The organism is Haloarcula litorea, from assembly GCF_029338195.1.
Taxonomy (GTDB): domain Archaea; phylum Halobacteriota; class Halobacteria; order Halobacteriales; family Haloarculaceae; genus Haloarcula; species Haloarcula litorea.
Map to the genome: position 1 here is coordinate 2,075,492 of NZ_CP119779.1, position 24,452 is coordinate 2,099,943.

At 58.0% G+C, this 24,452-nt stretch carries 29 protein-coding genes, 1 tRNA gene and 2 pseudogenes; 17 read left to right on the top strand and 15 right to left on the bottom strand.

The features are described from left to right. The first annotated feature begins 282 nt into the window (after positions 1–282). The 10 genes and pseudogenes from P0592_RS11115 (at position 283) to P0592_RS11160 (ending at position 7,773) form a co-directional block, all read left to right on the top strand. Positions 283–777: a DUF411 domain-containing protein gene (locus P0592_RS11115; RefSeq protein WP_276270956.1), complete on the top strand. Its 495-nt coding sequence runs from the start codon at positions 283–285 to the stop codon at positions 775–777. 177 nt (positions 778–954) lie between these two features. Continuing rightward, a complete protein-coding gene (locus tag P0592_RS11120; RefSeq protein ID WP_276270957.1) occupies positions 955–2,019 on the top strand; it encodes a CNNM domain-containing protein in 1,065 nt (354 codons plus the stop codon). 233 nt (positions 2,020–2,252) lie between these two features. Continuing rightward, positions 2,253–2,615: pseudogene (locus P0592_RS11125) on the top strand (hypothetical protein); the annotation flags it as partial. 7 nt (positions 2,616–2,622) lie between these two features. Next, the gene (locus P0592_RS11130) at positions 2,623–3,504 is read left to right on the top strand and encodes a class I SAM-dependent methyltransferase (protein ID WP_276270959.1); all 882 of its coding nucleotides are present in this window, start codon (positions 2,623–2,625) and stop codon (positions 3,502–3,504) included. Positions 3,505–3,853: 349 nt separating this feature from the next. Then, positions 3,854–3,994, top strand: a complete 141-nt coding sequence (locus P0592_RS11135) for a YHS domain-containing protein (protein WP_276270960.1) — start codon at positions 3,854–3,856, stop codon at positions 3,992–3,994. 81 nt (positions 3,995–4,075) lie between these two features. Beyond that, positions 4,076–4,669: an AsnC family transcriptional regulator gene (locus tag P0592_RS11140; protein WP_276270961.1), complete on the top strand. Its 594-nt coding sequence runs from the start codon at positions 4,076–4,078 to the stop codon at positions 4,667–4,669. A gap of 12 nt (positions 4,670–4,681) precedes the next feature. Continuing rightward, on the top strand, positions 4,682–5,320 hold the full coding sequence (locus P0592_RS11145) for a MaoC/PaaZ C-terminal domain-containing protein (protein WP_276270962.1): 639 nt from the start codon (positions 4,682–4,684) through the stop codon (positions 5,318–5,320). Positions 5,321–5,670: 350 nt separating this feature from the next. Beyond that, positions 5,671–6,294 (top strand): ATP-binding cassette domain-containing protein, encoded by a 624-nt coding sequence (locus tag P0592_RS11150; RefSeq protein ID WP_276270963.1) that lies wholly within the window; start codon positions 5,671–5,673, stop codon positions 6,292–6,294. Positions 6,295–6,421: 127 nt separating this feature from the next. Then, complete coding sequence (locus P0592_RS11155; protein WP_276270964.1) at positions 6,422–7,024, top strand: ABC transporter permease; 603 nt, start codon at positions 6,422–6,424, stop codon at positions 7,022–7,024. Continuing rightward, positions 7,021–7,773, top strand: coding sequence for an ABC transporter permease (locus P0592_RS11160; protein WP_276270965.1), 753 nt, complete (start codon positions 7,021–7,023; stop codon positions 7,771–7,773). The genes P0592_RS11155 and P0592_RS11160 overlap by 4 nt, the downstream gene beginning before the upstream one ends. Before the next feature lie 134 nt (positions 7,774–7,907). On the opposite strand, the gene P0592_RS11165 is transcribed toward P0592_RS11160, so the two are convergent. The 8 genes from P0592_RS11165 to P0592_RS11200 all read right to left on the bottom strand — a co-directional run bounded on the left by P0592_RS11165 (position 7,908) and on the right by P0592_RS11200 (position 12,157). Then, positions 7,908–8,663, bottom strand: a complete 756-nt coding sequence (locus P0592_RS11165) for a plastocyanin/azurin family copper-binding protein (protein ID WP_336406636.1) — start codon at positions 8,661–8,663, stop codon at positions 7,908–7,910. 228 nt (positions 8,664–8,891) lie between these two features. Further along, entirely contained in the window at positions 8,892–9,242 is a 351-nt protein-coding gene (locus tag P0592_RS11170; RefSeq protein WP_276270967.1) for an SHOCT domain-containing protein, read from the bottom strand. Positions 9,243–9,248: 6 nt separating this feature from the next. Next, positions 9,249–9,665 (bottom strand): DUF302 domain-containing protein, encoded by a 417-nt coding sequence (locus tag P0592_RS11175; protein WP_276270968.1) that lies wholly within the window; start codon positions 9,663–9,665, stop codon positions 9,249–9,251. A gap of 94 nt (positions 9,666–9,759) precedes the next feature. Beyond that, positions 9,760–10,116, bottom strand: a complete 357-nt coding sequence (locus P0592_RS11180; protein ID WP_276270969.1) for an SHOCT domain-containing protein — start codon at positions 10,114–10,116, stop codon at positions 9,760–9,762. A gap of 57 nt (positions 10,117–10,173) precedes the next feature. Next, complete coding sequence (locus tag P0592_RS11185) at positions 10,174–10,494, bottom strand: hypothetical protein (RefSeq protein ID WP_276270970.1); 321 nt, start codon at positions 10,492–10,494, stop codon at positions 10,174–10,176. A 195-nt stretch (positions 10,495–10,689) separates the two neighbouring features. Then, positions 10,690–10,983, bottom strand: a complete 294-nt coding sequence (locus P0592_RS11190; protein WP_276270971.1) for a hypothetical protein — start codon at positions 10,981–10,983, stop codon at positions 10,690–10,692. 4 nt (positions 10,984–10,987) lie between these two features. Beyond that, positions 10,988–11,509 (bottom strand): DoxX family membrane protein, encoded by a 522-nt coding sequence (locus tag P0592_RS11195; protein WP_276270972.1) that lies wholly within the window; start codon positions 11,507–11,509, stop codon positions 10,988–10,990. A 78-nt stretch (positions 11,510–11,587) separates the two neighbouring features. Then, complete coding sequence (locus tag P0592_RS11200; RefSeq protein ID WP_276270973.1) at positions 11,588–12,157, bottom strand: cupredoxin domain-containing protein; 570 nt, start codon at positions 12,155–12,157, stop codon at positions 11,588–11,590. 326 nt (positions 12,158–12,483) lie between these two features. On the opposite strand from P0592_RS11200, the gene P0592_RS11205 reads away from it, so the two are divergent. From P0592_RS11205 to P0592_RS11215, 3 genes are read left to right on the top strand one after another with little or no spacing between them, the layout of a single operon-like run. Continuing rightward, positions 12,484–12,834, top strand: coding sequence for an ArsR/SmtB family transcription factor (locus P0592_RS11205; protein WP_276270974.1), 351 nt, complete (start codon positions 12,484–12,486; stop codon positions 12,832–12,834). A 7-nt stretch (positions 12,835–12,841) separates the two neighbouring features. Continuing rightward, entirely contained in the window at positions 12,842–13,141 is a 300-nt protein-coding gene (locus P0592_RS11210; RefSeq protein ID WP_276270975.1) for a DUF7521 family protein, read from the top strand. Beyond that, positions 13,138–13,413, top strand: coding sequence for a DUF7521 family protein (locus P0592_RS11215; protein ID WP_276270976.1), 276 nt, complete (start codon positions 13,138–13,140; stop codon positions 13,411–13,413). The genes P0592_RS11210 and P0592_RS11215 overlap by 4 nt, the downstream gene beginning before the upstream one ends. A gap of 46 nt (positions 13,414–13,459) precedes the next feature. Here the strand turns inward: P0592_RS11215 and P0592_RS11220 are convergent, their stop codons facing one another. The 5 genes from P0592_RS11220 to P0592_RS11240 all read right to left on the bottom strand — a co-directional run bounded on the left by P0592_RS11220 (position 13,460) and on the right by P0592_RS11240 (position 18,092). After that, positions 13,460–14,302 (bottom strand): hypothetical protein, encoded by an 843-nt coding sequence (locus tag P0592_RS11220; RefSeq protein WP_276270977.1) that lies wholly within the window; start codon positions 14,300–14,302, stop codon positions 13,460–13,462. A gap of 124 nt (positions 14,303–14,426) precedes the next feature. After that, a complete protein-coding gene (locus P0592_RS11225; protein WP_276270978.1) occupies positions 14,427–15,023 on the bottom strand; it encodes a helix-turn-helix transcriptional regulator in 597 nt (198 codons plus the stop codon). A gap of 125 nt (positions 15,024–15,148) precedes the next feature. Next, the gene (locus tag P0592_RS11230; protein ID WP_276270979.1) at positions 15,149–16,543 is read right to left on the bottom strand and encodes a permease; all 1,395 of its coding nucleotides are present in this window, start codon (positions 16,541–16,543) and stop codon (positions 15,149–15,151) included. 179 nt (positions 16,544–16,722) lie between these two features. After that, positions 16,723–17,415, bottom strand: coding sequence for a hypothetical protein (locus P0592_RS11235; protein ID WP_276270980.1), 693 nt, complete (start codon positions 17,413–17,415; stop codon positions 16,723–16,725). Positions 17,416–17,426: 11 nt separating this feature from the next. Beyond that, entirely contained in the window at positions 17,427–18,092 is a 666-nt protein-coding gene (locus P0592_RS11240) for a helix-turn-helix domain-containing protein (protein ID WP_419181135.1), read from the bottom strand. Positions 18,093–18,229: 137 nt separating this feature from the next. Here P0592_RS11240 and P0592_RS11245 point away from each other — a divergent pair. The 4 genes and pseudogenes from P0592_RS11245 (at position 18,230) to P0592_RS11260 (ending at position 21,835) form a co-directional block, all read left to right on the top strand. Beyond that, a pseudogene (locus P0592_RS11245) lies at positions 18,230–19,233 on the top strand (glutathione S-transferase family protein). 73 nt (positions 19,234–19,306) lie between these two features. Further along, positions 19,307–19,447, top strand: a tRNA-Ser gene (locus P0592_RS11250). Positions 19,448–19,561: 114 nt separating this feature from the next. After that, positions 19,562–20,029, top strand: a complete 468-nt coding sequence (locus P0592_RS11255) for a DUF5793 family protein (protein ID WP_276270982.1) — start codon at positions 19,562–19,564, stop codon at positions 20,027–20,029. A 99-nt stretch (positions 20,030–20,128) separates the two neighbouring features. Further along, a complete protein-coding gene (locus tag P0592_RS11260) occupies positions 20,129–21,835 on the top strand; it encodes an SWIM zinc finger family protein (RefSeq protein WP_276270983.1) in 1,707 nt (568 codons plus the stop codon). A gap of 20 nt (positions 21,836–21,855) precedes the next feature. Here the strand turns inward: P0592_RS11260 and P0592_RS11265 are convergent, their stop codons facing one another. Then, on the bottom strand, positions 21,856–23,505 hold the full coding sequence (locus P0592_RS11265) for a sensor histidine kinase (RefSeq protein ID WP_276270984.1): 1,650 nt from the start codon (positions 23,503–23,505) through the stop codon (positions 21,856–21,858). A 404-nt stretch (positions 23,506–23,909) separates the two neighbouring features. Continuing rightward, on the bottom strand, positions 23,910–24,425 hold the full coding sequence (locus P0592_RS11270) for a YbhB/YbcL family Raf kinase inhibitor-like protein (RefSeq protein WP_276270985.1): 516 nt from the start codon (positions 24,423–24,425) through the stop codon (positions 23,910–23,912). Between the last annotated feature and the right edge of the window lie 27 nt (positions 24,426–24,452).

The window sequence follows — 24,452 nt, forward strand, 5'->3', positions numbered from 1 at the left end:
CAGAAACAGTCCGCGAGGATAGTAGTGCGAGAGTGCAGTCGCTGTGTCACCCGCCGCTGCCGGCGGGACGCCGAGCCGTGGTCGTGGGCACGCCGTGATGGGACCGACACGGCGGTCCCCTCGACCGATGGGGCTCGCCTCATACGAAGGACTATGAGACGCTGTCTTTTGTGGTTTCCTCTTTGGAACTGAAAGTCAGCACCGCCGTCGTGCCCGAATCCGTTCTCAATACGCAGGAAAGGTCGACGTACAATAGATACCCCCGCCCCAAGTGACGAACATATGGAACGGGCCGTAACTCGTCGCGGACTACTACGGGTCGGTGCCACGACAGTCGCACTCGGAATCGCCGGCTGTTTAGGATCATCGAGTGAGGACGAGTGGGATATCGAGGGAACGCTGGCAGTGACGAACGCTCAGCAATACAGTTCACCAGGCTGTAGCTGTTGTGGACGATATGCGTCGTATCTTCGGGACCATCTCGACACGACCCTCGGGGAAACCGAAACCGAGGACGTAACGGCTCTCAAGCGCCAACACGGTATCCCATCGGATTTACAGAGCTGTCACACACTCGTCCTCGACGAGTACGTCGTCGAAGGACACGTCCCTGTCGAGATTATCGCGACAATGCTCGATGAAGAGCCGGCAGTCGACGGCATCGCGTTGCCCGGGATGCCGGCCGGTTCGCCGGGGATGGGCGGGACGAAGTCCGACACATTCACCGTCTACAAACTCGGCGGCGGAAAGACAGGTGACGTGTACACCGAAATCTGAGAGTGGTCTCAATTCAAGGTTTGAAAGCTAATCAGGGCAGACTATGAGAAAGAAGCGGCAACTGATAGTAGCCGCGTACAAAAGATCGAGGATAGCTCCAGTGAACAGGCATAGCAATCCATCAACTCGAGTAGGAGGTACCACTATTCTTGACATCCCAGCGGAGAACACTGCTACATGAATAGTTTAGAACTGGCGCTTCGCCTGAGCGCCGGCCTCTTGCTCATTCTCGCGAATGGATTCTTCGTTGCGATCGAATTCGCTCTGACCCGTGTTCGACAGTATCCACAGTCTGAATTCGACGTCCCGGGCCTCCAGCGGGCCTGGGAAATGACACAGGACCTCGAAATCTATCTCACGAGTTGCCAGGTCGGCATCTCTGCGACCAGTATTGCTGTCGGCATCGTCGCAGAACCGGCGTTGGCTGCGTTGATCGATCCAGTCTTCGAGAATACACTTCTGACATCGATCGGGGCAGGTGGTATCGTCGCGTTCGTAATCATCAACCTGCTCCATCTGACCCACGGCGAACAGACGCCCACGTATCTCGGGGTCGAACGGACGAAATTCGTCGCTCGATACGGTGCGACCCCCCTCTACTGGTTTGCCAAGCTGCTTTACCCGGTAATCGTGATCGGAGACAGCGTCGCTAAATGGACGCTTGGACTTTTCGGCGTTGAAATGACCGGTGCCTGGCTCGAAACCGAAACCGACCGGGTCGAATCGCGGGCAGACCTCCGACACCGACTCGGATCCTTGCTTGACCGTGGAGGCCTCTCCGAAGAGCGCAAAGAAGAGGTCATCAACGCCTTCACTGTTGGCGAACGACCCGTCAACGAGATTATGACCGATTATGAAGACGTTATTTTCCTCTCGACAGCCGTCTCTGTGCAGAAAAACCTCGATCGAATCGGAACGAGTCCCCACACGCGATTTCCTCTTATCGGTGACGGCCCCACCGATTACAGGGGTATCGTCTATGCCCCTGCAGTTGTCGATCGGATCAACGAACTCCAACGTGGCGAGGTCACGTTTGAAGACATCGCTGCCCCACCGATGACGCTTCAAGCAGATACCCTCATCAGCGATGCCGTCAACCAGTTTCAGGACGAACACCAGGAGCTCGCACTCGTGTATGATGAGGACGAAGAGAACGTCGTCGGACTGATCACTGCGACGGACGCTCTCGAAGCGGTGATGGGTGAGATCAGAGATCCCCTCGATATCAGACTCCAGGAATGACGAACCATTCACAGTGAAACGGTCTGACCGCGTGAGTCGATCCTTGTTTGCTGGATGACTCCTGCTATGAGATGCGCACTCTGCATCCTGTCTGTCTCCAATAAATATAGTTGACAACCGACAATCTATCGAGCGAATTAGGACTCGGAACTTCATGATTGATAGATCACTGGGAGTGAACACCTGGTCAAGATACTTTGGGATGCCAGTCGACAGCCTGAACGATGATTCGACGACTCCTCCACGACCTCGGATATACGCTCGCGTATGTCCTTTTCCTCGGCGCGAATACGCCGGAATCGGTTGTCACCCGCCTTCGCGTTGCGTATCGCCTCGTCGGTGTCCGGATCGTCGAGACGCCACAGGTCGATTCGGTCGAACGGACGATCTTCCTGTGTCCGTACCGAAATCTGGGCGCCACCTGGTTCGGGGAGAAGTGGATCTGTCACGACATCCTGGACCGCGTTGACGACGGCTACGTGACGTATCTCCGACGGCACAAGGGAATCGACTACCAGCGTCCTCGCGGGTGTGCCGACCTCGTGTACTGCGACGAATCCGAGTACTGCTATTCGGAGGTTTCCGAGCTCGAGTAGGTGGCCGATGGACCAGAGTACGCTCCGCGATCGAATCACCGACCAGTTCTCCTACCGCGGCGAGCGAGCCGATATCTGGCGGGCCTTCGATATCCTGCTCGACACTGACGAGTTCCTCAATCTCGGTTACTCGGAGTGGTACCAGCCACATATTATCGGCTCGAGTCAGCGCCGCCTCGTCACAGAAGTCGGCTCGACAGTCGCGTCGTACCTACCCGCAACGGACGGAGTGCGACTTCTCGATGTCGGCTGCGGTCGAGGTGGTCCAGCACTCCACCTCTCCGATCGGTTCGGCTTCCACGTCACTGGTGTCGACCTCGTTCCGTACAACATCCGGATGGCAACCGAGAACGCACGCGATACGCACCTCGATTCAGAGTTCGTCGTCGGTGACGCGACACAACTCCCGTTCACGAGGGACTCGTTTGCCGCGTGTACGGCAATCGATGCGCTCGTATACCTCCCCGACCGGAATCGCGTTTTCGCTACAGCCGCAGATACCCTCGAATCCGAGGGGGTTCTCGTAGTCTCCGATCTTGTGATGCAATCCGATGTGACTGAAACGGAACGGAGATTGGTCGATTCATTTGCGGATGCATGGGATATGCCGTCCTTGGGTACTGTTGAAGGATACAAAGCCGCTCTCGACGAGGCGAGTTTTGAGCTCAAAGCGGTCGAAGATATCACGAAACACAGCGTCGGACGCTTCCGAAAGTGGACAACGCTGTACCTCCGGCTACTCACGAGCCCGCTCCGGGCTCTCATTGAACGACTGTTGGGAGCGTATGATCTCGATCCCGCAGTGATTACTGAGCAGGTGAGGAAGGCTCACCACGCGCTGCCGTTCCTGCGGCACGTTATTTTCGTTGCGGAAATAGAGGCCACTTGACTGCTACTCACACGGCGCGAGAAAGAATCGAATCGTCATGTCGACGCTTGAGCATCCACGGACTTGGATGGACCTGTGGGATCTTCACTGCCCGTGATTGTCGTGTGTTGGATCGTGACCCATAGATTTAGAATTGGTCCAGACTCTAGCATTTATAGAGGATACAGATAGGAATCCGTTGGTATGCTCGAACGATAGTTCGATATTGTGAGGTACTAATCCTTGATTCCGGGGTCGGGCAAGCCAAACCATGCAGCACGGCTCAAATCGCTCAGTATCTCGACTTTGGATTACTAAGAACAAATTGCTTGTTTCAGGCCCTCGTACGTATGATGTGGGGTGAAACTAAATGGCAACTGACCCAGTCTGTGGAATGGATGTCGATGAAAAGGATGCGGTAGCCACAGCTGAGTACGACGGTCAGACGTACTACTTCTGTGCCGAGGGCTGCAAGGAGACGTTTACCTCGACACCGGAGGAGTACGTCTAACCGTCACACCCCACACCTGCGTCATAGCTCCCCCCACGCCCACCCCGTTCCCCCGATCCCTTACCCCCATTCCACCTTTCGATGGCCCAATCAGAAATTGACGACACGGATCGCGAAATCCTTCGTTTCTTAGCGGAGAACGCGAGACGACCATACAGCACTATTGCTGAGGCAGTAAATCTTTCAGCCCCGTCCGTTTCAGCACGCGTCCGTCAACTGGAGCAAGAAGGTGTCATTCGTCGATTCAGCGTCGATCTCGACCTCACACAGTACGAAAACCGGATACACGTCATGGTGCGGCTCCAGTCTGAACTCGGGAAGACAGATTCACTTCGAGAATCGATCCTCGAGACCTCATACGTCGAACACGTATTCACAACTGCTGAGGGCGAGATCGTGGTTGTTGCGACACCGCCACGGACTTCGATCGGAAACTGGGTGCAGCAAAGTCTACCACTGAGTGACGTGCGGAGTTACGACGTGCAACTGCTGTCGAGCGCCACCCGTTCAGCCTATTCCAACGGAACTGAATCCGTACTTACGTGCGCACACTGTGGAACCACTGTCGGCGAAGATGGACTAGCTACCCGCGTTGGTGGGTCACTCCAGCAGTTCTGTTGCAAAGGCTGCGAGACCGCGTTCAAAGGAGAGCACGAGAAGCCCCAAGAAAAGTAGAATCACAGATCAATGCCTGTTGACCCCGTCTGTGGGATGGAAGTCTCACAGGAAACCGCCGAACCGACTATCGAACACGACGACGAAGTGTATCACTTCTGCTCGGAAGACTGTCGAGCGTTGTTTGAAGAAGTTCCTGAGAAGTACACCGAAACGCCACATCCGCATCTCGTTGAATCGGGAGGAATGACGCTCCCCCGAGTGCCATACGGTCGAGCCACTGGAGAGTTCGATCTCTCGATTACCGACCCGTCTTCACTTAGCACGGGAGATAGCGTTCGCTTTTCGAAGACGATCACAGACGAGGATGTCAGGAAATTCGCAGAGGCGACCGGGGATACAAACGCGGTCCACCTCAACGAAACATTCGCTGAAAAGACCCGGTTTGGCCACCGTATCGCTCATGGAACGCTCGTCTCGGGAATGATTAGTGCTGCACTCGCGTGTTTCCCCGGAGTCACGATATATGTTTCACAGAGCTTGGAGTTTCGCCGACCAGTCAGCATTGATGACACCCTGACGGCCCGATGTGAAATCACCGACGTTCTCGACACCGACCGATACGAACTTCTAACACAGATCGAAAATCAGAGTGGGAAAGCTGTTCTCGATGGGTCGGCTACGGTACTGATCGATCCGCTACCGGGCTGAATCCATCGAAGTTGTGCTGTAGATCACGGCGATATTATCGGCACTATCGTTTGACATCAGCTTTAGAATAACCTGAAGTACCCCTCTTATTAGAGGACTGTCTAGTTCAATAAGCCCGAAAATCGCGGCTATCACAGGGGTAATGCGAATGAAATACTACTATCCAGTGTCGCGTTGACAGTGTCGTTTTGGATTTGAAAGAGTAATCGCGGTGAATTAAGAGCGTGTACATTTAGCTGACTATGGGAGCATCCACAACTACTACGCCAGAAGGGAACGGTAGTGAGGTACTCGTCCGTGCTGAGGGAATCGAAAAAACGTACGGGTCAACACTACCATTCACACGATCTGTGACCGTCCTGACCGGTGCCGACCTCGAAATTCGGACGGGAGAAATCGTCGGGATCGTCGGCGCGAACGGGTCGGGCAAATCCACGCTCATGAATATCCTCGTTGGCGTCCTTGACCAAGATGCTGGAACAGTCGAACGGACGGGAACAGTCGGCTGGTGTCCGCAGGAACCACTGCTTTACGACCGCCTGACAGTCGCAGAGACGTTCCGACTGTTCGGTGCCGGATACGGAATGACCGCCGAAGAAATCGACGAGGCCAAACACCGCTTCGCATCGAAACTCGAGTTCGAGCAGTACCTTGACTACCGAATCGACCAACTTAGCGGTGGGAACCGGCAGAAAATCAATCTCAGCATTGCCCTGATGCACGACCCCGACGTCCTCATGCTGGACGAGCCCTACACCGGGTTCGACTGGGAGACGTATCTCACGTTCTGGGATCTCGCCGAGGAACTCGCTGCCGGCGGAACAGCTGTCACGATGATTTCACACCTGATCGAGGAGCAAAGTCGTCTCGACCGCATCTACGAGGTTCGTGACGGACACGTCTACGACGTGACTGACCAGGAGAGCAAGACCGAAGCGACGACCGGTGAACGGGGGGAGAAGACCGATGAATAGGGTTCAAACTGGAATCCGGGCGAACGTCTCCACCTTCCTCAGAACCCCCCTGAATGTTGTCCTGGCACTCCTCCTTCCGGTTGTCGTTATCGAAGGCTGGGGACAAGCGATGGCAGGACTGCCGACCATGCCGACGGTCGAGGCGATTCCCATAGATCTAGGTCGCCTCCTCGGAGCGATATTCGGGGTCGCCATCATCGCCGGCCTGATGGGACTCGCCCAGATGATTAGTGCGCGGGCAGCCGATCGCCGACTCGTTCAGACAGGTTATCCACCCCGAACACTGCTTGCAACTCGATTAGCGACGCTTGGAGGTGTGACCGTTGTCGTGGCTGCCGTAAACTACGGCGTTCTCTGGCTGACGAGTTCACCGGAAGCCCCTGTCCTGACGTTCGTATTCCTCGTACTTGCCGGCCTCGTCTATGCGTTTCTCGGCGCACTCGTCGGGGCGCTCCTTCCGCGACTGTTCGAAGGCTCGCTTGTCGTGGTGTTCCTGGCGATGATGGATGCGTTCCTCAGTGGCGACAGCCCGTTGGCCGCCGACGTTCCCGAGTTCGTGGAATACTTCCCGCTCTATCATCCGAAGGAACTCCTTCAGGAGGCGATGTTCCAAGGTACATATACGATGGGTGATCTCGGCTTCGTTGCCGGATACCTGCTAGTCTTGCTCGTGCTCGTCACCGCAGTGTTCGGAATGACAATGCGCACCAGTGGTGGGTGGTCCGCATGAACCGTACGACAACGGCGTTCACAATCGGCATCAAAGAACAGGCGCGAAACTACGTCCTCGTCGCTCTACTGGTCGTCTTACCGGTCTCGTTCATCACGTTGGCGTTCGCAGTCACCCAGGATGTCGAGATGCCGGTTCGGACGCTCATCGACGATGAGACGGTGACGGTGATGCGGGGAATGCCGGAGGTCCACGGCGTAATTATGACGCCGATCACGAGCGCCCTCATCGCTGGACTCGCCGGGTTGTTCCTGATGCGAGAAGCCAGGGACACGGACGGTCGTCTGGCAGTCGCCGGCTATCGTGCACGACAGGTCATCGCTGCGCGGTTTGGGGTCCTCACAGCAATCACCCTCATCGTCACCGGCGTCTCAGTCGGTGTGATGCTCGTCGATTTCCAGCCCGAGCATCTCTGGTGGTTCGTCGCAGCGATGCTCATCGTCTCGGTCACGTATGGTCTTATCGGGATGCTCGTGGGCGCCGTCTTCGACCGCCTAGCCGGGATGTGGCTGATGTTGATTCTCCCGATGCTCGATATCGGACTCTTTCAGGATCCACTGTTCATCCAGTCCGAGCCCGAATGGTGGATGAAACTGTTCCCCGGCTATTGGCCCGTCCGCGTGATGGTCGATACCGGACTCACAGCGGACGTAGATACGGCTCTCTCGTTAGTGTGGGCTACTGGATATCTCCTCCTCGTCGCCGTCCTCACAATCGGCGTGTACTACCGGGCCACACGGGCGAAGTGATTGCAGGAAAAGTCATTCATCTGGAGTAGGCCAGTATCACAGGGTCGTTCGGAACTAGCAGAAGTCGGTGATAACGAGAGTTACCAATCCGTGAATCGCTTGACTCCGCTCCGCTCACCCTCTCTTGGTGGCAATCAATTGGAGACGTCCTCATCAGACGCGTCCAGTCGCTCACGGCGACGTCTATATTCCTCCTCGTCAATTTCACCTCTGGCATAGCGATTCTGTAGCATCTCTTTAGCTGAGTGGTCAGTACTCGACTGAGGGGAACTTCGATTTCCGAGCCAGTAGAGTGTCCCGCCGAGAATGCCCAGCATTCCGAGCGCCCCACCAACGACTGGAAGTCCCCCAACTCCCCCTCCATTACGGCCGTTCATCATCCCGTGGCCGCCCGACCCCATCATTTCACCCCCAGTATTTCCGCTCCCACCACTGTTCGAGCCGTAGGCGATTGTTCCTTCCTCAACAATTGCCTCACTCGATGGAACCTCGCCATTCGGAATCGGACTCTCCTCCGCTGGCCCGCCAGCACTCCCAACAACGATCCGTCCGACCATTCCGAGCGACTTGTGTGGGGTACAGTAGTAGTCATACGTTCCTGGCGTTTCGAACGTGTGTTCGAAGCTCCCTTCCGAGATCGTACCACTATCGAATGTAGAAGCGCTGGCCGGAATACGATCCGAGTACGCCGTGGCGGAATGTGCGCCGGCTACAAGTTCAAACCGAACGGTTGTCCCGGGATCGACTCGCAAACCGATTGGGTCGAAGTAATTATTTCCCATCTCCACGACGGGTGTCTCCTGTGCGTTCGCTGACTGAGTGGAGCCTGTGCTGGCGACTGCGCCAGCACTGACAAGTCCTAAAAATTGACGTCGGCTGTGGTGTGTCATGATGACTGAATCATTCTGGAGTCGTTAGCTAGGCGTGATACCGGTGCGAAGACTCCGTACGTAATCCAATACGTGCTTGTCGTTTACCCCCATTACTACTCATAACCATCTGCTGGGGCAGGGGTTGTCTCTTTGATTCGAAGGATATTTGCTGACGATTGTTTGGCTTCGATACTCCCCATTCGATGAGGGGGTGTCCAAACAGGTGAATCCGGGTTTAGGGGATAGTCAGCTTGATTGTTCGAGCCTCTCGCGGCGGGCTTCGAACTCTTCGTCAGTGAGGTCGCCACGAGCGTATGCGGTGCGAAGTTCCTCCATCGCCGGATCCCGAGATGTTTGCGTTTCGCTCGTGCGCTGGAAGACGAGGTAGCCACTACCGAGAAGGAAAAGGAGGAAGATGAGCGGGACGAGCATCCCGACCAACGGCAACCACCCACCAGTACCGCCATATCCCATCATGCCACCGTAGCCCATCATCCCGCCGAAGCCTATCCCCATCGTGAGCAAGGGCAAGACGATGATTGCCCCGAGGATGAGGAGGATGATGGTCGTGGTATCGAGCTGGTCCGACGAAGACATCGAAGATCAGGCCTCCGACGTGGATTCGTATTCGTCGCCGACAGCAGAGAGAACACGCTCGAAGCGTTCGGTGACTTCGGTCGCGATGGAGTCAAGCGCATCGTTGTCTGCGATACCGACTAATTGCTGTGGATCGACGGCACTCAGGACGATATCGCCGTCGTCCGTCTCGTAGACGATGACGTTACACGGGAGGAGTGCGCCGAGTTCGATTTCTTCGGTCAGTCCCTCGTATGCCAGCGGGGGGTTGCAGGCACCAAGAATGCGATACTGGCGAAATTCTTCGCCGAGTTTCTCTTTGAGCGTCGCCTGGATGTCGATGTCACAGAGGACGCCAAATCCTTCGTCTTCGAGCGCAGCGATCGTCGTGTCGACGATGTCGTCGAATTCGCCGGTTACTGCTGTTTGTATTGTGTAGTTCATGAATTACATACCCCGTCCACGGGGTTAACGGTTGGGTGCCGCAATGGCGGGCGTAGGGAGTGTGATGTATCGACTGGAACAGCAACGGATCCGGTCATCCGGAACATTCGAGCTGATTTCGCCGTCGATCGAATTCGTCGTCCGAGAGGTCACCGCGGGCGTAGCGCTCGCGGAGAACCGACAGCGACTGTTCCTCGTTTCTGTCGGATCCTCGATCGCGGAGCGCATGGACGATATAGAGGGGGACGGAGATGAGGGGCCCCATCCAGAGGAGTCCCCAGAGCCCCATCGCTCCGCCGAAGAGGCCCCAGTCGCTCCCGCCCATCATGCCGCCGCTGTAGCTCCCACTACCGTGGGCAGCAACCGTTCCAGTCGCCGCGATCAGCAGCAGGACGGCGAGCATCGCGAGTCGACGAGCAGTGCGTCCGATGTGAGTGGTGAGTTGCGTCATTACCTTGCGTTGGTGAGTTGTGGTGGTCGGTTGGAGCGAGCGAAACGAGCGGGGCCGTCAGCAGTGGCCCTGCCCGTATATCCCGCCGTGGGACTCGTCGTCGGCCCCGTTGTGGTATTCCTCGTCAGCCATGACTTGGGCCATCTCGTCGACGGTCACACCCATGTGCGACTCCATCCACTCGACAGCACCCGAACCCATGTGGTCGGTCATCTGCGCCTCCATCCAGGTGGCCCACTCATCTGCGGTAGCATTGTCCGTGGGCGCGTCGTCAGCGGTCGTGTCGTTGCCGTGTGCACTGACAACGGGCGCGGCAAACGCGAGTCCGACGATCGCGAGCGCCACGAGCAGCCAGCGGCCGAGTTTGACGTTGGTCATTGTCTTTCTCCTCGGTTACTCGTAGGACTGCTCAGGAGTTATCGGCGTGGGTGTGAATCCACACAAGAGAACGTTCGAGAGCGTGTATAGAGTGTTCTAATCGTTTCTCAGAGATACGACCGTTCACAAGTGCCGAATTCGACGGTGTCGGGGGGAGCGGCTCCACGCGGCTACTGTAGACGTTCGCGTGTGCCCTCACGGACGAGTTCCCAGTGATGCGAGGATTGCACGACCCACGCGGGAGAGGCCCCACGCGAGAAGGACGAGGAAGCCGAGCGCGATGACGTGCGCTCTGAGACGAGGGGTGAAGGACGTGTGGACGACCACGACGCCGAGACCGGGGACGCGTTCGGTGAAGTGAGCGCTTCCGAGGAGCGTCTCGACGACGCCCATTACCACTAGTCCGAGGAGGACGAGACCAAGACCGGTGGCAAGCACTGCGTCGTCGAGACAGCTGTAGTCCGAGTGTGGCGGTGTCGTGTCCATCATCTCCTCAGCCGAGCAGGTACCGCAGCCACGGTCTGTTTCGCACGAAATCGGTCGTCTCCAGATAGGAGTCGACGCCCCAGACACGCCCGGCACCGAAGACGACGATCGTCACGAACAGGACAAGCCCCATCAACTCGCCGTTGACGAGCCCGCGGCGCCAGTGTTCGGACCCGAAGTAGAAGAAAAAGAGCATGAACGTGCCGAAAAACGCGGCCGTTCGCGTCAGAAGAGCGAGAATCAGCCCGAGACCGATCAACACCTCGCCGGCCGGGACGACGAGTTCAACGGCGGCTTCCGTCGCGCCGCCTGCGAACGCGTTGAGAACGGGCGAAACCACCGTGCCCGTTTTTTCCAGAAACCAGCCAGCCCGGAACCGACCCGGGGCGACGTACTTGTTCAACCCCTCGTGGAGGAACCACCAGCCCACGAGCAACCGGAGAAAGATGAGCCAGTAGCCCGTCAGCGTCCCCGAGAGCTTGAGCGTGTACTCTCGGCCGAGGACAGTCGTCTGAAGCTGTTGTATCACGGGTGAGGGGGTTGCTGGGGAGGCGCACTCCGAGTTGGTGGGTGGTCTCGCTCCGAACCTCCGCGAGTTCCGTCGGGCCTACGCTTCGGTGTGCGTCTCCTCTTCGTGACTGTGGCCGTCGTCGGTATGGGTCTCCTCTTCGGTGTGGGTCTCTTCTTCGTGCCCGTGCCCGTCCTCGGTGTGGGCTTCTTCCTCCTCGTGGCCCTCACCCATGATCTCCCGGACCATGGTGTTGAGTTCCTCAAGTTTCCCATGCACTTCCTCGGGTTTGTTCTCCGGCATCGTCTGGAGCGCCCGCTGGTCTTCGAGGTGCGGCTCCCCGACGATGACTGTGGCTATCATTCCGAACTGTTCGTGGGGCGTACAGAGGTAGTGGTAGACGCCCTCGGTCTCGAAGGTGTGTTCGAACGTCTCACCTTCCTCTGACATCGTTCCGCTGTCCCAGGCGTCCGTTCCCTCGGGAACGAGCCGGGGTTGGTCGTTGCCAGGGTGGTACGCGGTTGCGGTGTGCGTGCCGCTCTCGAGTCGCCACGTGACCGTTCCGCCAGGCTCGACCCAGGTGACGTGGGGGTCGAAGTGATACTCGGTCGATCCCTCGGTTCGCGCCGTGTTCACTGCCACCTCCCGGGACGCCTTGGGTTCGCTCACCGTGTCGTGACCGTGGGCCTCTTGTCCATGGCCGGGTTGATCGTCTCCCCCGGATGCTCCGCCCGCTGTGGGAGTATCCCCTGCTGCCTGTTGCCCCGACCCGCTCGGAGCGCCGGTACAGCCGGCCAGCCCAGCAACAGCTAAACCGGCGGTTCCTTCGAGCAGTCGCCGTCGTGTGAGTCGTGGATGGCTCATAGCACCGGTCACCGTACAGTTCGAGATAGGAGGGGCGGGGAAATAGGGGGGCTTCCTGTTTTGCACGCGACGCAAAACTGTTCCTCATTTAAGCACCTCCGAGTAAGTACCTCGTATTGCGAGGAACAGCCGTGTCCACTGACGACCGCTCCGACGAGCTCCTGGAACTGCTCGGTCAGGAGCGCGTCCGGCAGATTCTGGCCGCGACGAGCCGCGCTCCCAAGTCGGCGAAGGAACTCAGCGAGGAGTGTGATGTCGCCCTCTCGACCATCTATCGTCGAGTCGAAGACATGATTGCAAGCGACCTGCTCGTCGAGCGGACACGGATCGAATCAGACGGAAGCCATCACAGCGTCTACGAGGCGAACGTCGACCACCTCGACGTCGATATCGAGGACGGAACCATCGACGTCAGCGTCCACGTTCGTGAGGACGCCGCCCAGAGGTTCTCGCGCATCTGGAACGACATCCGGGAGAGTTGAACAAACCATGCACATCGAACTCGTCATCGCGAAACTCGTCACGGTCGGATTGGGGCTGTTGATAACGTACCAGGCGTACAAGGGGTATCGAACGTACGGCAGCGAGCCGATGCTCTACGTCGCCATCGGGTTCCTGTTCATAAGTATCGGATCCGTCATCGAGGGCGTCCTGTTCGATGTCGTCGGCCTGTCGATTTTCCTGGCGGGGACCATCCAGACGGCCATCGTCGCAGTCGGGATGCTCGTCATTCTGTATTCGCTGTACGGTCGAATCCCACAGCAAGCGAAGGGGGAGGGAGGTCCATGACCAGTCACTGGGACCTCGCCTTAGTCGCTATTCGTGTCCTCTTACTCCTGATAGGGCTTGCGACGACTGCGATCAGTTTCCGCGCCTACCGCCGAGACAGAACCCGATACCTCCGTGACGCGACGATCGGATTCGGATTTATCACGCTTGGTGTTCTCATTGAGGGATTCCTCTACCAGTACACTGGATTGACACTCACGCAAGTCCATATTGCTGAATCCGTGGCTCTTGTCTTCGGGCTCGGTGTGCTTCTCCGCTCGTTTCTCGATTAGCCCGGCAGTCAGCGATCGATGTGCCGCCTAGTTCATCTCTCGTCACTCACGAAGATGGTGTTTCAGGCGACGATTCGGTGAGTTCCGCGGCTTCGACGACCGAAATACCTGTTGACCACTCGTCAGAACCCCAGTCAAGACGGATAGTTGCTTCCTCGTCCTTCCCCACAATCTCGGTCGAGGCAGAAATCTCACGACGTGCCCCGCTGTCGAGTGTTGCAGTCACCGTATTCGATCCTGAGACGAAGTTCCCTTTGAGACTGGCACCGAAAGTCCCACGCCCGTCACCGGTATTCGCGAGATCGAACTGAATGGTCGCCGTTTCCTTTTTTCCAGCCTGAATCTCGGATGGAGAGGCAGATATATTCGAAAGCTCGAACACAGGTGGGTTGTTCAGACGACTGATTGTCGATTCTGAGAGTGGGCGGAGCTCTGAATGCTTGAACACGATTCGTCCCCGTTCGAATGTCTCGGTTTTCGGGACAGCAAACGCGAGATCGACAGTATCGTGTTTCCAGGGGACTGGCTGTCGTTCGGCTAGCGGGAGGGGTTCCTCGTCGAGCGTCAGCGCGAGTCGGTTTCGGACCGTGTCTATCGATTTCGGCGTTGTTTGCCGAACGATTATGTACTGCGTGTGTGCTCGGCTATAGACGTGGGGATGGGTACCCGCGAGTGGATACAGCACGAAATCGGCGACATCTATGGCCCTGACGCTCGGTTCGTCGTCATCATTCGACTCGGTGTGCGTCGTACCAGTCGTCGGTGACCGTCCTGACGAATTCGTCGATGGACCTGACGACCTGGGCTGGGATAGACAGCCTGCGATTCCGATGAGTGCGATGGGACTCGCTCTCAATATACGGCGGCGGGAGAGCTTTGTGGAGGGCATAGTCCTCTTTTTTCCGTCATAGGGTATAGGCCTCGTGGTGAGGACAAGGTACGTGGTATCGCTCGTCTTGAGTGCAGCATCCACGGCCACGATTCCAAACAGTTCTCGTGGTTTGTCCCGATCGTTAGTGCGCCTGGTTCTGCTGCAAATTGTCACTCGGATAGATCCGATACGTTCGTCCTTGGCGCTCGCGGTACAACAGCCCACGTTTCTCGAGTGAACTCACGGTCTGGCTCACCTTGCTCTTCGAAAAATCGGACCGATCCCGGAGTTCGATTTGCGTGATTCCGGGGGAGTTCAGGACGGGTTCGAGGACGCGTCGTTCATCATCCGGTAAGAGATCGAGAACCCGCCCCTGTGGGTCCGATTCAGGATTGATAGACGTCGCCGGCGATGCTTCATCGTCCACCGACGTAGCCGTTGCCGCCGATGTCTGTGCGGGATCGTCAGGCGCCGTTGTGTCGACCACTTCTGGATCGGTGAGCTCTCCCCGGACCACGTAATAGACGCCACCGATTACACCTGCGACCAGCAGGGTGCCAACCACGTACCAGAGCGGGTCTGGGCCGTGCATCGTTCCCATGGATGAATCCATCATCGACCCCATCGATTGCTCGATAGCCCGACGCTGTTGATAGGCCCGCCAGCTGAGTGCCCCGCCGGCCAGGAGAACGAATCCAAGAAGCACACCGACGACAGTATCTGCTCGACGGCGATTCATATTACAGCCCCGAATTGTGAGATTTGACTATTCATACCGTCTATTTGGGCGCGTCAGGTGTGACAATTCCGGATTGAAACCGTGATGATGAACCCCTTCACAGCGGATGAATCACCGTGCGATCATCAGTGGTCATGGTCGTGATCGTGGCTCGATATCTGTGGGCTTTGATCGGCAAACTCCGTTGGTTCTTCTTCGAACGTACGCTTGCAGGTCTTCGAGCAAAAATAGTACGTCGTTCCATCGTGGGACGCGCTCGGGCCCTCATCGTCGGTTCGCATCCCGCACACCGGATCACGATACTGACCCGGTGCGCCGAGTCCCCGCCGGTAGACATACAGAAGGAACCCGGAGAGCGCGAAGGCGATAATATTGAGGTAGAACGTGTAGTTCAGCTCGAAGTACGTCTGCTCGGTCGCCGTCTCGCCACCCGCGAGGTCTGGGACGATGCCGAAGGCGTCGAACAGCAGTTCCATGAGGAAGCCGGTGAACGCCATCGTGACAAAGAAGACGCCGAGGATGTACAGCATGATCTTCCAGCCGTAGTACTTCCGGTAGACGTTCAACACGGGAATCGTGATGAGGTCGGCGTAGACGAACGCGATGACACCCGCGAAGCTGATGCCGCCGCCCCAGAGCGCGACGGCGAACGGGACGTTACCCATGCTGCCGACGAAGCTGATGACGGCGATGGCGACACCCATAATCGCGTTCTCGGCGGTCACGAGCAAGCCATCGCCCTGGATGAACAGCGTGTTCCAGACCCACTGAGGGACGAAGACGATGACAAACCCCGAGATGAGGAAGCCCGCGATGACGTCCTTCCAGATCATCGACCACTCCTTGCGGTACTGGTTTCCAACCTTGTACCAGCCGCCCCACGACAGCAACTCGTCGCGCCAGCCACCGTGGCTGGACGCCTCCTGCAGGTACGTCTCCATACACCCCTCTGAGCAGAACTCCAGCGTCTCACCACCGTCAGTGGTGAGAGTGTACTCGTCTTTGCCTTCCATTCCGCAGGTCGGGTCTTCGGTGACGCCGGCCTCACGGTCGCGCTCGTTGAGCGTCTCCCGGACCTCGTCGAAGAGATTCTCGGGGAGCGTGAGGTGGACGAGGACTGCCATCACGGCGATGAGGATAAGGCCGCCCAGCAGTTCTGCGAGGAGGAACTCCCAGCCCAGTAGGATGAGAATCATCAACCCGAGTTCGACGATGAGATTCGTTGACGCGAACATGAATGCCAGAAAATTCACCGCGTGTGCCCCTTTCTTGAACAATCCTTTTCCGATAGCGACGGCGCCGAAACTACACCCACTGCTCGCTGCTCCGAATACAGTCGCTTTGGTGAGGCCACTCAGATCGCCGTCACCGAGAACTTTCGCCATGCGCTCCTTGGAGACGTAGACCTGGACGAGACTCGTGACCGTGAGGCCCATGATGATCGCCCACGCCGCCGTCCAGAGGAATCCGACGCCGATGCGGAGAGATTCGAGAACGCCGTCAATAATTGTCGCCTGCATAGTTGATTCATCGTAGGGATCATCTTTTGCAATTGTCCTTAGAAAACACCCGATTTCGGGGTGTCCAAACTATTGATGCAAAAGTGTGCTCCAACTAGATCCCGCGAAAAGAGGGTGAAAATCGAACTGTCGCCACTTTCGCAAACGGAGTACGTGATTAGTGAAAATGAGTCCCGTCTTTAACTTTCGATGCCATCGAGTTGTGTTTGCAAGAACTGGATCAGTTCGTCGATGTTGTCCTCTGGGAATTCTTTCTGTTGGAACACACCTTTGAACGAGTCCGCGAACTCGTCACTTTCGAGTTCTGCCAGCACGCGTTCGATCTGTTCGGCCAACTGGTTTGAATCCCCTCGATGGATGTGTTTCTCGATACGGTCGGGGTCTGACTCGGAACCGACGATCACCAGGTCTCGCGCATCCGCGAGCCGACCGCTGTGGAGTTTGAGCGCGAACAGCAGCGCTGGTTCTGGGATGCGGGCCGTCAGATCTTCTGCCACTTCGAGAGATTCGATGATGCTGTGCTCGTGGAGATAGCGGTACGACCATTCCGCGTCGGTCTGACGGCAACGGAGTGCGCCGACGAGGGCGTCGAATTCGACCGCGTTGTCGCCGACGGATTTTTCGTACCGGACGATACGACCCTCGTAGACGTTCGCCACGTCGTTGTCGAACTCTTTGCTGTACCCCAACTCGGTGAGCAGGGCATCGTACTTATCGAGTTCTGTTTCCGGGATTACCATATCGACGTCAGTAGTGAACCGGGTTTGAAACGCCGATATTGCCCATCCACCGACGAGAACGTACGAGAGTCCCTCGTCTTGAACGGCGCGGTGGGTGTCGATGAGTTCAGTTTGGCGCTCTTGGAGGCTCATTGTCAAATCTTTCAGTCCGCCGTCATCTCGTCGTGATGGTTAGCGTCGATGTCCACGTCATGCTCGTTGGCGATCATCTCCAACGCCGGTTCGTATGCCGGCCGGGTCTCCATCATCTGACTGACCGCGCCATCCAACGGAATCACGGGATTGCCGTCGACCCACTCGATGTCGATGCCCTCCGTCTGCGGGAACAAGACGTAGTGGACGCTCCCGTCAACATCGGCCGCGTCCGGGCGGTCACCCACGGTCGTGTCGACCCCGAACCGCTCGAAGAACTCGATCCACTGGTCGACATCGCGCTCGTGAACCTGGATAAATACGGGATAATCGTCGTGACTTCGGGCGATCTGGAATCCACCGTGCGTCCAGACGTAGGCGGCATCAATCTCTGTGTAGGCGAACTCCATTCCGGCGAAGTGGGGGATCACGTACGCCTCTTCCTGTGAAACTTCGTCGCGGATGTACAACGTTCCCATCATCTCCTCGTAGCGCCGTCGCATCTCGTAGTCACGAACTCGAATTCCGTTATCTGTATTTGAGATGATTTCTGCGTCGTCCAATCGATTGATCCAGTCGTAGACCCACGAGTACGATGTCCCGATCTTACTCGAGATCCGGTTGATAGAATCCCCACGCTGTGCCGCCAAAACGATCTTCGCAGCGGTGGGATTCATCAGGTCGGTCGTCGCCATCGTCCATCTAGTTATCTCGAACGAGATGACGGTTGATGAATCTATCGGAGAGGTCAGATCGAAGCACGAGGGCCGGTGATGGCGGCACAGTTGTAGGCTTCGAGACCGAATTGAGGAATATGGGACGGAATATGCTCGTCGACGGCGAGTGGAAGACGGATCTCGAACCGTACACCGACGAGGATGGCGCGTTCGACCGGGTCGAAACCTCGTTCCGCGACTGGATTCGTGGCGCGTACCGTAGTCCAAACAACGTGGCCGCCGAGGGGTCAGAACCCGAGGCCGATCGGTACCACCTCTACATCGCGCGGAACTGCCCGTGGGCCCACGGCGCCGCGCTCACGCGCCAGTTAGCTGGGCTCACCGACGCCGTCTCGAGGAATATTGTTGATCCCGTTCGCAAGGACGAGGGTTGGGAGTTCACACCGGGAAGGACGGCTGCACACCCGATACCGTCAACGGCGCCGACTACCTCCGCGAGGTATACGCCGCGGCCGACCCCGAGTACACGGGACGCGTGACCGTGCCCGTGCTGTGGGACACGCAGGAAGACACCATCGTCAACAACGAGTCGATCGAGATCATGCGGATGTTCGCCACCGCGTTCGACGATATCGGTGACGAGGGGTTCGACCTGTATCCCGAGGGCTACCGCGAGGAGATCGATCGCATCATCGACGCCATCTACGACCCCATCAACAACGGCGTGTACCGCGCCGGCTTCGCGGAGTCACAAGAAGCCTACGACGAGGCAGTCACCGATGTGTTCGACGCGCTCGACCACTGGGACGAGGTGCTCGCCGACCAGCGGTACCTCGCCGGCAACCGGTTGACTCTCGCGGACGTCCGGATGTTCCCGACGCTTATCCGCTTCGACCACTGCTATCACACGGCCTTCAAGTGCGACAGGCAGTACCTCCACCAGTACGAGCACCTCTGGCCGTACCTGCGCGACTGCTACCAGACGCCGGGTGTTGCGGAGACGGTGCGGATGGATCACATCAAGGATCAGGGCTACTATCAGGGCGAAATCACGCCCATCGGCCCGGATATCGACTTCGACGCACCGCACGACCGAGACGAACTCACGGACGACCAGCCAACGATGCCCCACGTAGACTGATCCTGCACTTCCACGTCATCACGACACGTTCGTCCGCAGGTTTTGTTGAGAGTGAGAACAATACGGCGGCCGTGGGTGCGTAGTTCAGTCCGGCAGAACGCTCGGATTGAGGCCGGGACGCCGGGGGCGTGAGTCCGCGCGGCACGCCCCGCGCCATCGGCAGCGGCCCGGCCGTCCGGGAGGCCCGGGGTTCGAGTCCCCGCGTACACACTCAGCTCGTCCGTCAGAAGCTGCAATTCGAGTGAGCGACTTCGGTACTGCTCCTAAGAGTGTCTATCCCCACGCGAATATTCAAGACCGGCCATAGCCTATCATCCATTCCCGAGTGATGGATCGCGACCAGTTCCACGTAGAAACCGAGACGGTCGAGGAACCAGCCACCGCTGAGCCGGCGGAGCATCCGGCACTCTGGATCCACTTTGATGGCTCGCGCGACCGTCTGCAACAGGGGCTGTCCGAACAACTCCGCGACGATATCGCTGTCGAAGAGATCGATATCTCGTTTCGCCATCTATCGTCGGATGGCGAACCAGCTGAAGGCATACTCGCGCTCAGCGACCGCGTCACGGGACGATACATCGTCGAAGTCAAGACAACTGTCGATCTGGTGCGCGAGTTCGTTCAGACCGTGCGCGAGTCCGCGGATCAAATGAGTCACGACGCGCGGTATCGCGTCGAGATTCGAGCAGAGGGCGAGACAGTCACAACGTTCAAGAAGGATCTGTTGGTCGTCTACGATGCAAGCGGGACACTCCTCCGTGATCCCAGCCTCATCCCCACCGGTGTCGAGCTATGACATCAGTCTCCCATTCGTTCACATAGCACACCCCCGATCGCAACTGACTATGCCTCCGACAGCCCCAGCACGCATCCGTGCTTCCCCTCGACTTGGCATATGAACCTCTCCACCGAACAAATCCGCGATCTCTGCACAAGCGAGGTGTTCGATCGCGCCCGCAGCTACCGCGACGAGGAGCGCATAGAGCGCATCGACCGCTTCGACGAGACCGTAAGCGCCGCCGTGCAGGGCTCCCAACCCGAACCCTACGAGGTCGAGATCCAGTTCGTGGATGGCGCTGCCGAGCCCGAAACCGTCGACGCCACCTGCACGTGTCCGTACGACTGGGGCGGGTACTGCAAGCACATCATCGCGGTGCTGCTGGAACTCGCCGAAGGCGACGTCGAACTCGAAGACGAACGCGAAGCCGTCGAACGCGTCCTCTCGGACGCGCATCCCGAGGAACTTCGGGAATTCCTGCTTGACGAGTCCGAGCGCGATGCCGATCTGCGCCGGCGACTGCTGACACGCTTCGAGGAGCAGGACACGCAGAGCCTCTACGATTACAAGAAGGAGATGAGCCAGCAGTACCGCGGCCCCTACACATACCAGTACGAAGGCCCCGACTTCTCGGAGTTTCACGACCTCGCGGAGACCCACCGTGAGCAGGGCAATCCGCTGGAGGCGGCCACCATCTACCGGGCGATGACCGAGGTTCGGATCGAGAATATGGACATGGTGCAGGACTACTACGGCGAAGACTTCGAGACGGAACTCGACGCGTTCGTCGAGTGCATCCACGAGGCCGACCTCGACCACGAGGAGAAACGCGAATACATCGACTACCTCTTCGAACGGTGGGGAAGCGACGATTCGGCCGTCGGCACGTTCTCGGGCCAGTACGAGGACGCACTCTGGGATCTTTGCACCGACGACGCGGATCTACAGTACTGGCGCGATCTCCTCGAAGACGATCTCCCGACCGAGATTCCCGAGCCGAGCGAGCCCGACGACGGGATCGGATCGTTCGATACGCGCCGCTACGAGGCCGAACGACGCATCCAAATGCACGCGGACGTGCTGGACGCACTCGGCGATACCGAGGCACTTCGGGAGGTGTACGAGGAACAGTACCTCGACATCCGGGAGTTCTGTGTGCGGTATGCCCGTCTACTCGCAGCCGAAGGCGAGGGCGACCGGGCAATCGAGGTCGCGGAGGAGGGACTGGACGCGTTCTCGAATGTCGGAGAGCTTCGACGCTTTCTGATCGACGCGTACGCCGACCGCGACCCGGAGCGACACAAGGAACTCCTCCGGGAGCAGTTCCTCCAGTCGGGGGACTGGGAGTACTACGAGCAACTGCGGTCACGCTGCTCGGATGACGAGTGGGAGGAGATGGTCGCGAACTTCGAAGCGCGATTCGAGGACTCGAACGTGCATCGCTTGATCGACCTCTATCTGCGCGAGGAGCGCACGGCAGACGCGTTCGAGACGGTCATCGAGGCGGCTCGCGAGGAACCGGACGATGCATTGCAACGTGCAGTCGGTGATAACGGTCTCGCGATTCTGAGCGAATACCGCGATGACGTCGCGGATTACGACCCGGAGACCTACTACGAGGTCTACGAGGAACGTCTCGAACCGTTCCTTGCGGACACGACGGGCCGCGATCACTATCAGACGGTCGTGGAGTACCTCGAAGAGATGCGGGAATTGGGTTTCGACGACGAATTCGAGGCGTTCGTCGCACACCTGAAAGAGAAACACTCGAATCGACCCGCCTTCCTCGACGAAATGGAGACGCTCGAAACCGGAGAGGTGTGATAGAACCGGGAAATGAGGGATCAATCTGCACGATTAACTCCGGTGATCTCCACACGCGTTCCCCCTGAATCGCTGTCCGTGAGTGTAATCTCCCACTCGTGGGCATCGACGATTTCTTTGACAATCGCCAGTCCAAATCCAGTTCCCTCCTGTGCTGTCGAGTATCCGGTCTCGAACACGTCGTCACGTTCCTCGGCTGGAATCCCGACGCCATCGTCTTCGACATAGAATCCTGCTGACTCGTCCAGCGCACCGACGCGGATCGTCACGTCGCTCCCACCGTGGTCGACGGCATTGCGAAAGAGGTTTTCGAACAGTTGCTGAAGACGCGCTTCATCTGCTGTGAAGGTGAGGTCGTCTTCGAGGACGATCTCGGCATCGGGGGCGTCAACCATCCCCCAACACTGTCTGGCGATCGTCGACAGTGAGACCAATTCGGTATCATCTATCGGCTGGCCGTGACGGGCGAGTTCCAGCACATCCTCAATCAGTTGTGTCATCCGATCCAAGGCGTTCTCTGCCGTTGCGAGATTCTCATCGTCGTACTCGTCGTTGGCCATCTCGACGCGAGCCATTGCCACATTGAGTGGATTCCGTAGATCGTGGCTGATCATACTCGCGAACTGTTCCAGCCGCTCGTTTTGCCGCTCTAACTCCCGTCGATACCGTTCTCTGTCGGTGATGTCAGCGAATACCAGCAACCGACCCAGATCCGCCTGTCGGGCAGTGAACGGGCTTTCCGAAACCCGATAGTGTCGTATCTCACCATCGCGGTCGCGTTCGATGATCGACCGGTCACGGTCAAGCGCCTCGGTAACAGTGGGGAGCACCGACCAGAGCGGCTCACCAAGAGCCGATTTGTCCGCCAATACCGGAAAGAGGTCGCTTGCGCGGTCATTGTAGTCGCGGATTCGGTCGTCGGCGCTCACGAGGATGACCGGTTCATCGTGTCCGCCTGCGAGCTGGATCGCCTGAAACGTGTCGAGGTAGACGAACGCGACGCCGACAGCGAAGATAGCGACGCCAACTGGCTCGTAAGTGATGTCGATCAGGTAGGGTGTGGTGAAGCCGATGATGTCAAATACGATGGGAAGACCTGTGATACCGACCAACCCCAGTACTGGCGTTGTCTTGTATTGAACCTGCGTGAAGTGTTCGATCAGCATAAAATAGCCAACTAGTGAGAGAGCGTACGAGAGCCCCATCACGAGCCAGTGCGCGAGTTGATGGGTGACCGAGAGGTGAGGAAACGGGGTCGTCACGAACTCTGCTGTGAAATAGAGATTGTGAAGCGGGTTCGTGAGTTTCACGGCGATAATGACGAGGAACACACCAACTGCGACCCGTCGATATATCGGCTGGCGGTGCAGTGAGCGGTTGGTGTAAGCGGAACAGAAATACAGCCACGCACCGACAGCACTGAGTCCAACGACGAGCCCGATCAGGTAGAATGCGTGCTTGAGCGATTCAGAAGGGGCAAGCAGGAACGCGACGTGTGCCGTTGCCCAGCCGCTACTGGTGAGGAGAAGTGCAACCAATCCGCGCCGCGTGTCGGGGTCATCGATTCGAGTAAGACGTGTCGCGCTCACGAGACAGGCAACTGCAGCCCCTCCAAACACCAACAAATACGCAACAAAGGAAATTCCAGCACTCGAAAGAAGCTCTACCATCAGAGACCAGTATTTATCGGCGAGAGCGTGTTAATATCTCCGATGAAAGACTGGAGGGGGGAATAGACCTCAACTACGAAGCACTGGACGGATGATGCCAACCGATAGCACCCCTCCACTTGTCGTCACCAGTCCAAGCCTGATAACGATTCAGGTGGGGATTGATCGTGTCCGATTCGAAGCCAGTTGTCTACGCCCTCTACCGGATGTGGAACGGTCGTTAGTCGTCGTCGGCTGACCGCCGACAGCGATAGTTCCGTCTTTGATCAGCGTTGCTTACCCGTTACCGACGGCTCATCACAACAGAACTACTGAATCTTGGCGAGATCAAGACCGAGGTCAAAACACGCCACAAGCGCGTGTGGACGACCTCGCGGCTGCCTAGGTAGAAACCAGTTGGGACGTCAGAACGCGGTACCCTGCTCGGCGTGGTACGTTCCGACGAGCTGGGTGGTGGCCAGCACCTCCGCATTCATCGCGATTGCCGAGCCGACGCGCGTCTTTCTCGTCTCGGCCGGGACGCCGAGTTCGGTATCAAGGGCGATCAGCTTGAATCGATAGTCATGACTGCCCTCCGGCGGCGATGGGCCGCCGTAGCCCTGTTCGATGTAGTCGTTGTACCCCTCGGTCACATCGGTACCGTCCCAATCGCGCGGAATCGTCCCGATACGGGGATCAATATCCCACGCGACCCAGTGATCCCACGTGTGGCCCGCGACCGGCTGGGCATCCGGATCGTCGACGACCAGCACCAGCGACGCCGCGTCGTCAGGGATGTTCGAAATCGCCAGTTCCGGATTCTCGTTCTCGTTTGCATAGCCAGTCCAGTCCGGCAACTGTTCGCCGTCGCTGAACTGGGGACTGGACAGCGACAGTTCGCCCTGTTGTTCAAGGTTGCCGTTGAGAATCGTCGAGGGCATAGCTCTCCATCAGAGTCGAGTGTGCGA

Coding starts and splice junctions, on each gene's coding strand:
- P0592_RS11115 (WP_276270956.1), top strand. CDS start 283: ATGGAACGGGCCGTAACTCGTCGCGGACTACTACGGGTCGGTGCCACG.
- P0592_RS11120 (WP_276270957.1), top strand. CDS start 955: ATGAATAGTTTAGAACTGGCGCTTCGCCTGAGCGCCGGCCTCTTGCTC.
- P0592_RS11130 (WP_276270959.1), top strand. CDS start 2,623: ATGGACCAGAGTACGCTCCGCGATCGAATCACCGACCAGTTCTCCTAC.
- P0592_RS11135 (WP_276270960.1), top strand. CDS start 3,854: ATGGCAACTGACCCAGTCTGTGGAATGGATGTCGATGAAAAGGATGCG.
- P0592_RS11140 (WP_276270961.1), top strand. CDS start 4,076: ATGGCCCAATCAGAAATTGACGACACGGATCGCGAAATCCTTCGTTTC.
- P0592_RS11145 (WP_276270962.1), top strand. CDS start 4,682: ATGCCTGTTGACCCCGTCTGTGGGATGGAAGTCTCACAGGAAACCGCC.
- P0592_RS11155 (WP_276270964.1), top strand. CDS start 6,422: ATGCCGACGGTCGAGGCGATTCCCATAGATCTAGGTCGCCTCCTCGGA.
- P0592_RS11160 (WP_276270965.1), top strand. CDS start 7,021: ATGAACCGTACGACAACGGCGTTCACAATCGGCATCAAAGAACAGGCG.
- P0592_RS11165 (WP_336406636.1), bottom strand. CDS start 8,663: ATGACACACCACAGCCGACGTCAATTTTTAGGACTTGTCAGTGCTGGC.
- P0592_RS11170 (WP_276270967.1), bottom strand. CDS start 9,242: ATGTCTTCGTCGGACCAGCTCGATACCACGACCATCATCCTCCTCATC.
- P0592_RS11175 (WP_276270968.1), bottom strand. CDS start 9,665: ATGAACTACACAATACAAACAGCAGTAACCGGCGAATTCGACGACATC.
- P0592_RS11180 (WP_276270969.1), bottom strand. CDS start 10,116: ATGACGCAACTCACCACTCACATCGGACGCACTGCTCGTCGACTCGCG.
- P0592_RS11185 (WP_276270970.1), bottom strand. CDS start 10,494: ATGACCAACGTCAAACTCGGCCGCTGGCTGCTCGTGGCGCTCGCGATC.
- P0592_RS11190 (WP_276270971.1), bottom strand. CDS start 10,983: ATGATGGACACGACACCGCCACACTCGGACTACAGCTGTCTCGACGAC.
- P0592_RS11210 (WP_276270975.1), top strand. CDS start 12,842: ATGCACATCGAACTCGTCATCGCGAAACTCGTCACGGTCGGATTGGGG.
- P0592_RS11215 (WP_276270976.1), top strand. CDS start 13,138: ATGACCAGTCACTGGGACCTCGCCTTAGTCGCTATTCGTGTCCTCTTA.
- P0592_RS11220 (WP_276270977.1), bottom strand. CDS start 14,302: ATGCCCTCCACAAAGCTCTCCCGCCGCCGTATATTGAGAGCGAGTCCC.
- P0592_RS11225 (WP_276270978.1), bottom strand. CDS start 15,023: ATGAATCGCCGTCGAGCAGATACTGTCGTCGGTGTGCTTCTTGGATTC.
- P0592_RS11230 (WP_276270979.1), bottom strand. CDS start 16,543: ATGCAGGCGACAATTATTGACGGCGTTCTCGAATCTCTCCGCATCGGC.
- P0592_RS11235 (WP_276270980.1), bottom strand. CDS start 17,415: ATGAGCCTCCAAGAGCGCCAAACTGAACTCATCGACACCCACCGCGCC.
- P0592_RS11240 (WP_419181135.1), bottom strand. CDS start 18,092: ATGAATCCCACCGCTGCGAAGATCGTTTTGGCGGCACAGCGTGGGGAT.
- P0592_RS11255 (WP_276270982.1), top strand. CDS start 19,562: ATGGATCGCGACCAGTTCCACGTAGAAACCGAGACGGTCGAGGAACCA.
- P0592_RS11260 (WP_276270983.1), top strand. CDS start 20,129: ATGAACCTCTCCACCGAACAAATCCGCGATCTCTGCACAAGCGAGGTG.
- P0592_RS11265 (WP_276270984.1), bottom strand. CDS start 23,505: ATGGTAGAGCTTCTTTCGAGTGCTGGAATTTCCTTTGTTGCGTATTTG.
- P0592_RS11270 (WP_276270985.1), bottom strand. CDS start 24,425: ATGCCCTCGACGATTCTCAACGGCAACCTTGAACAACAGGGCGAACTG.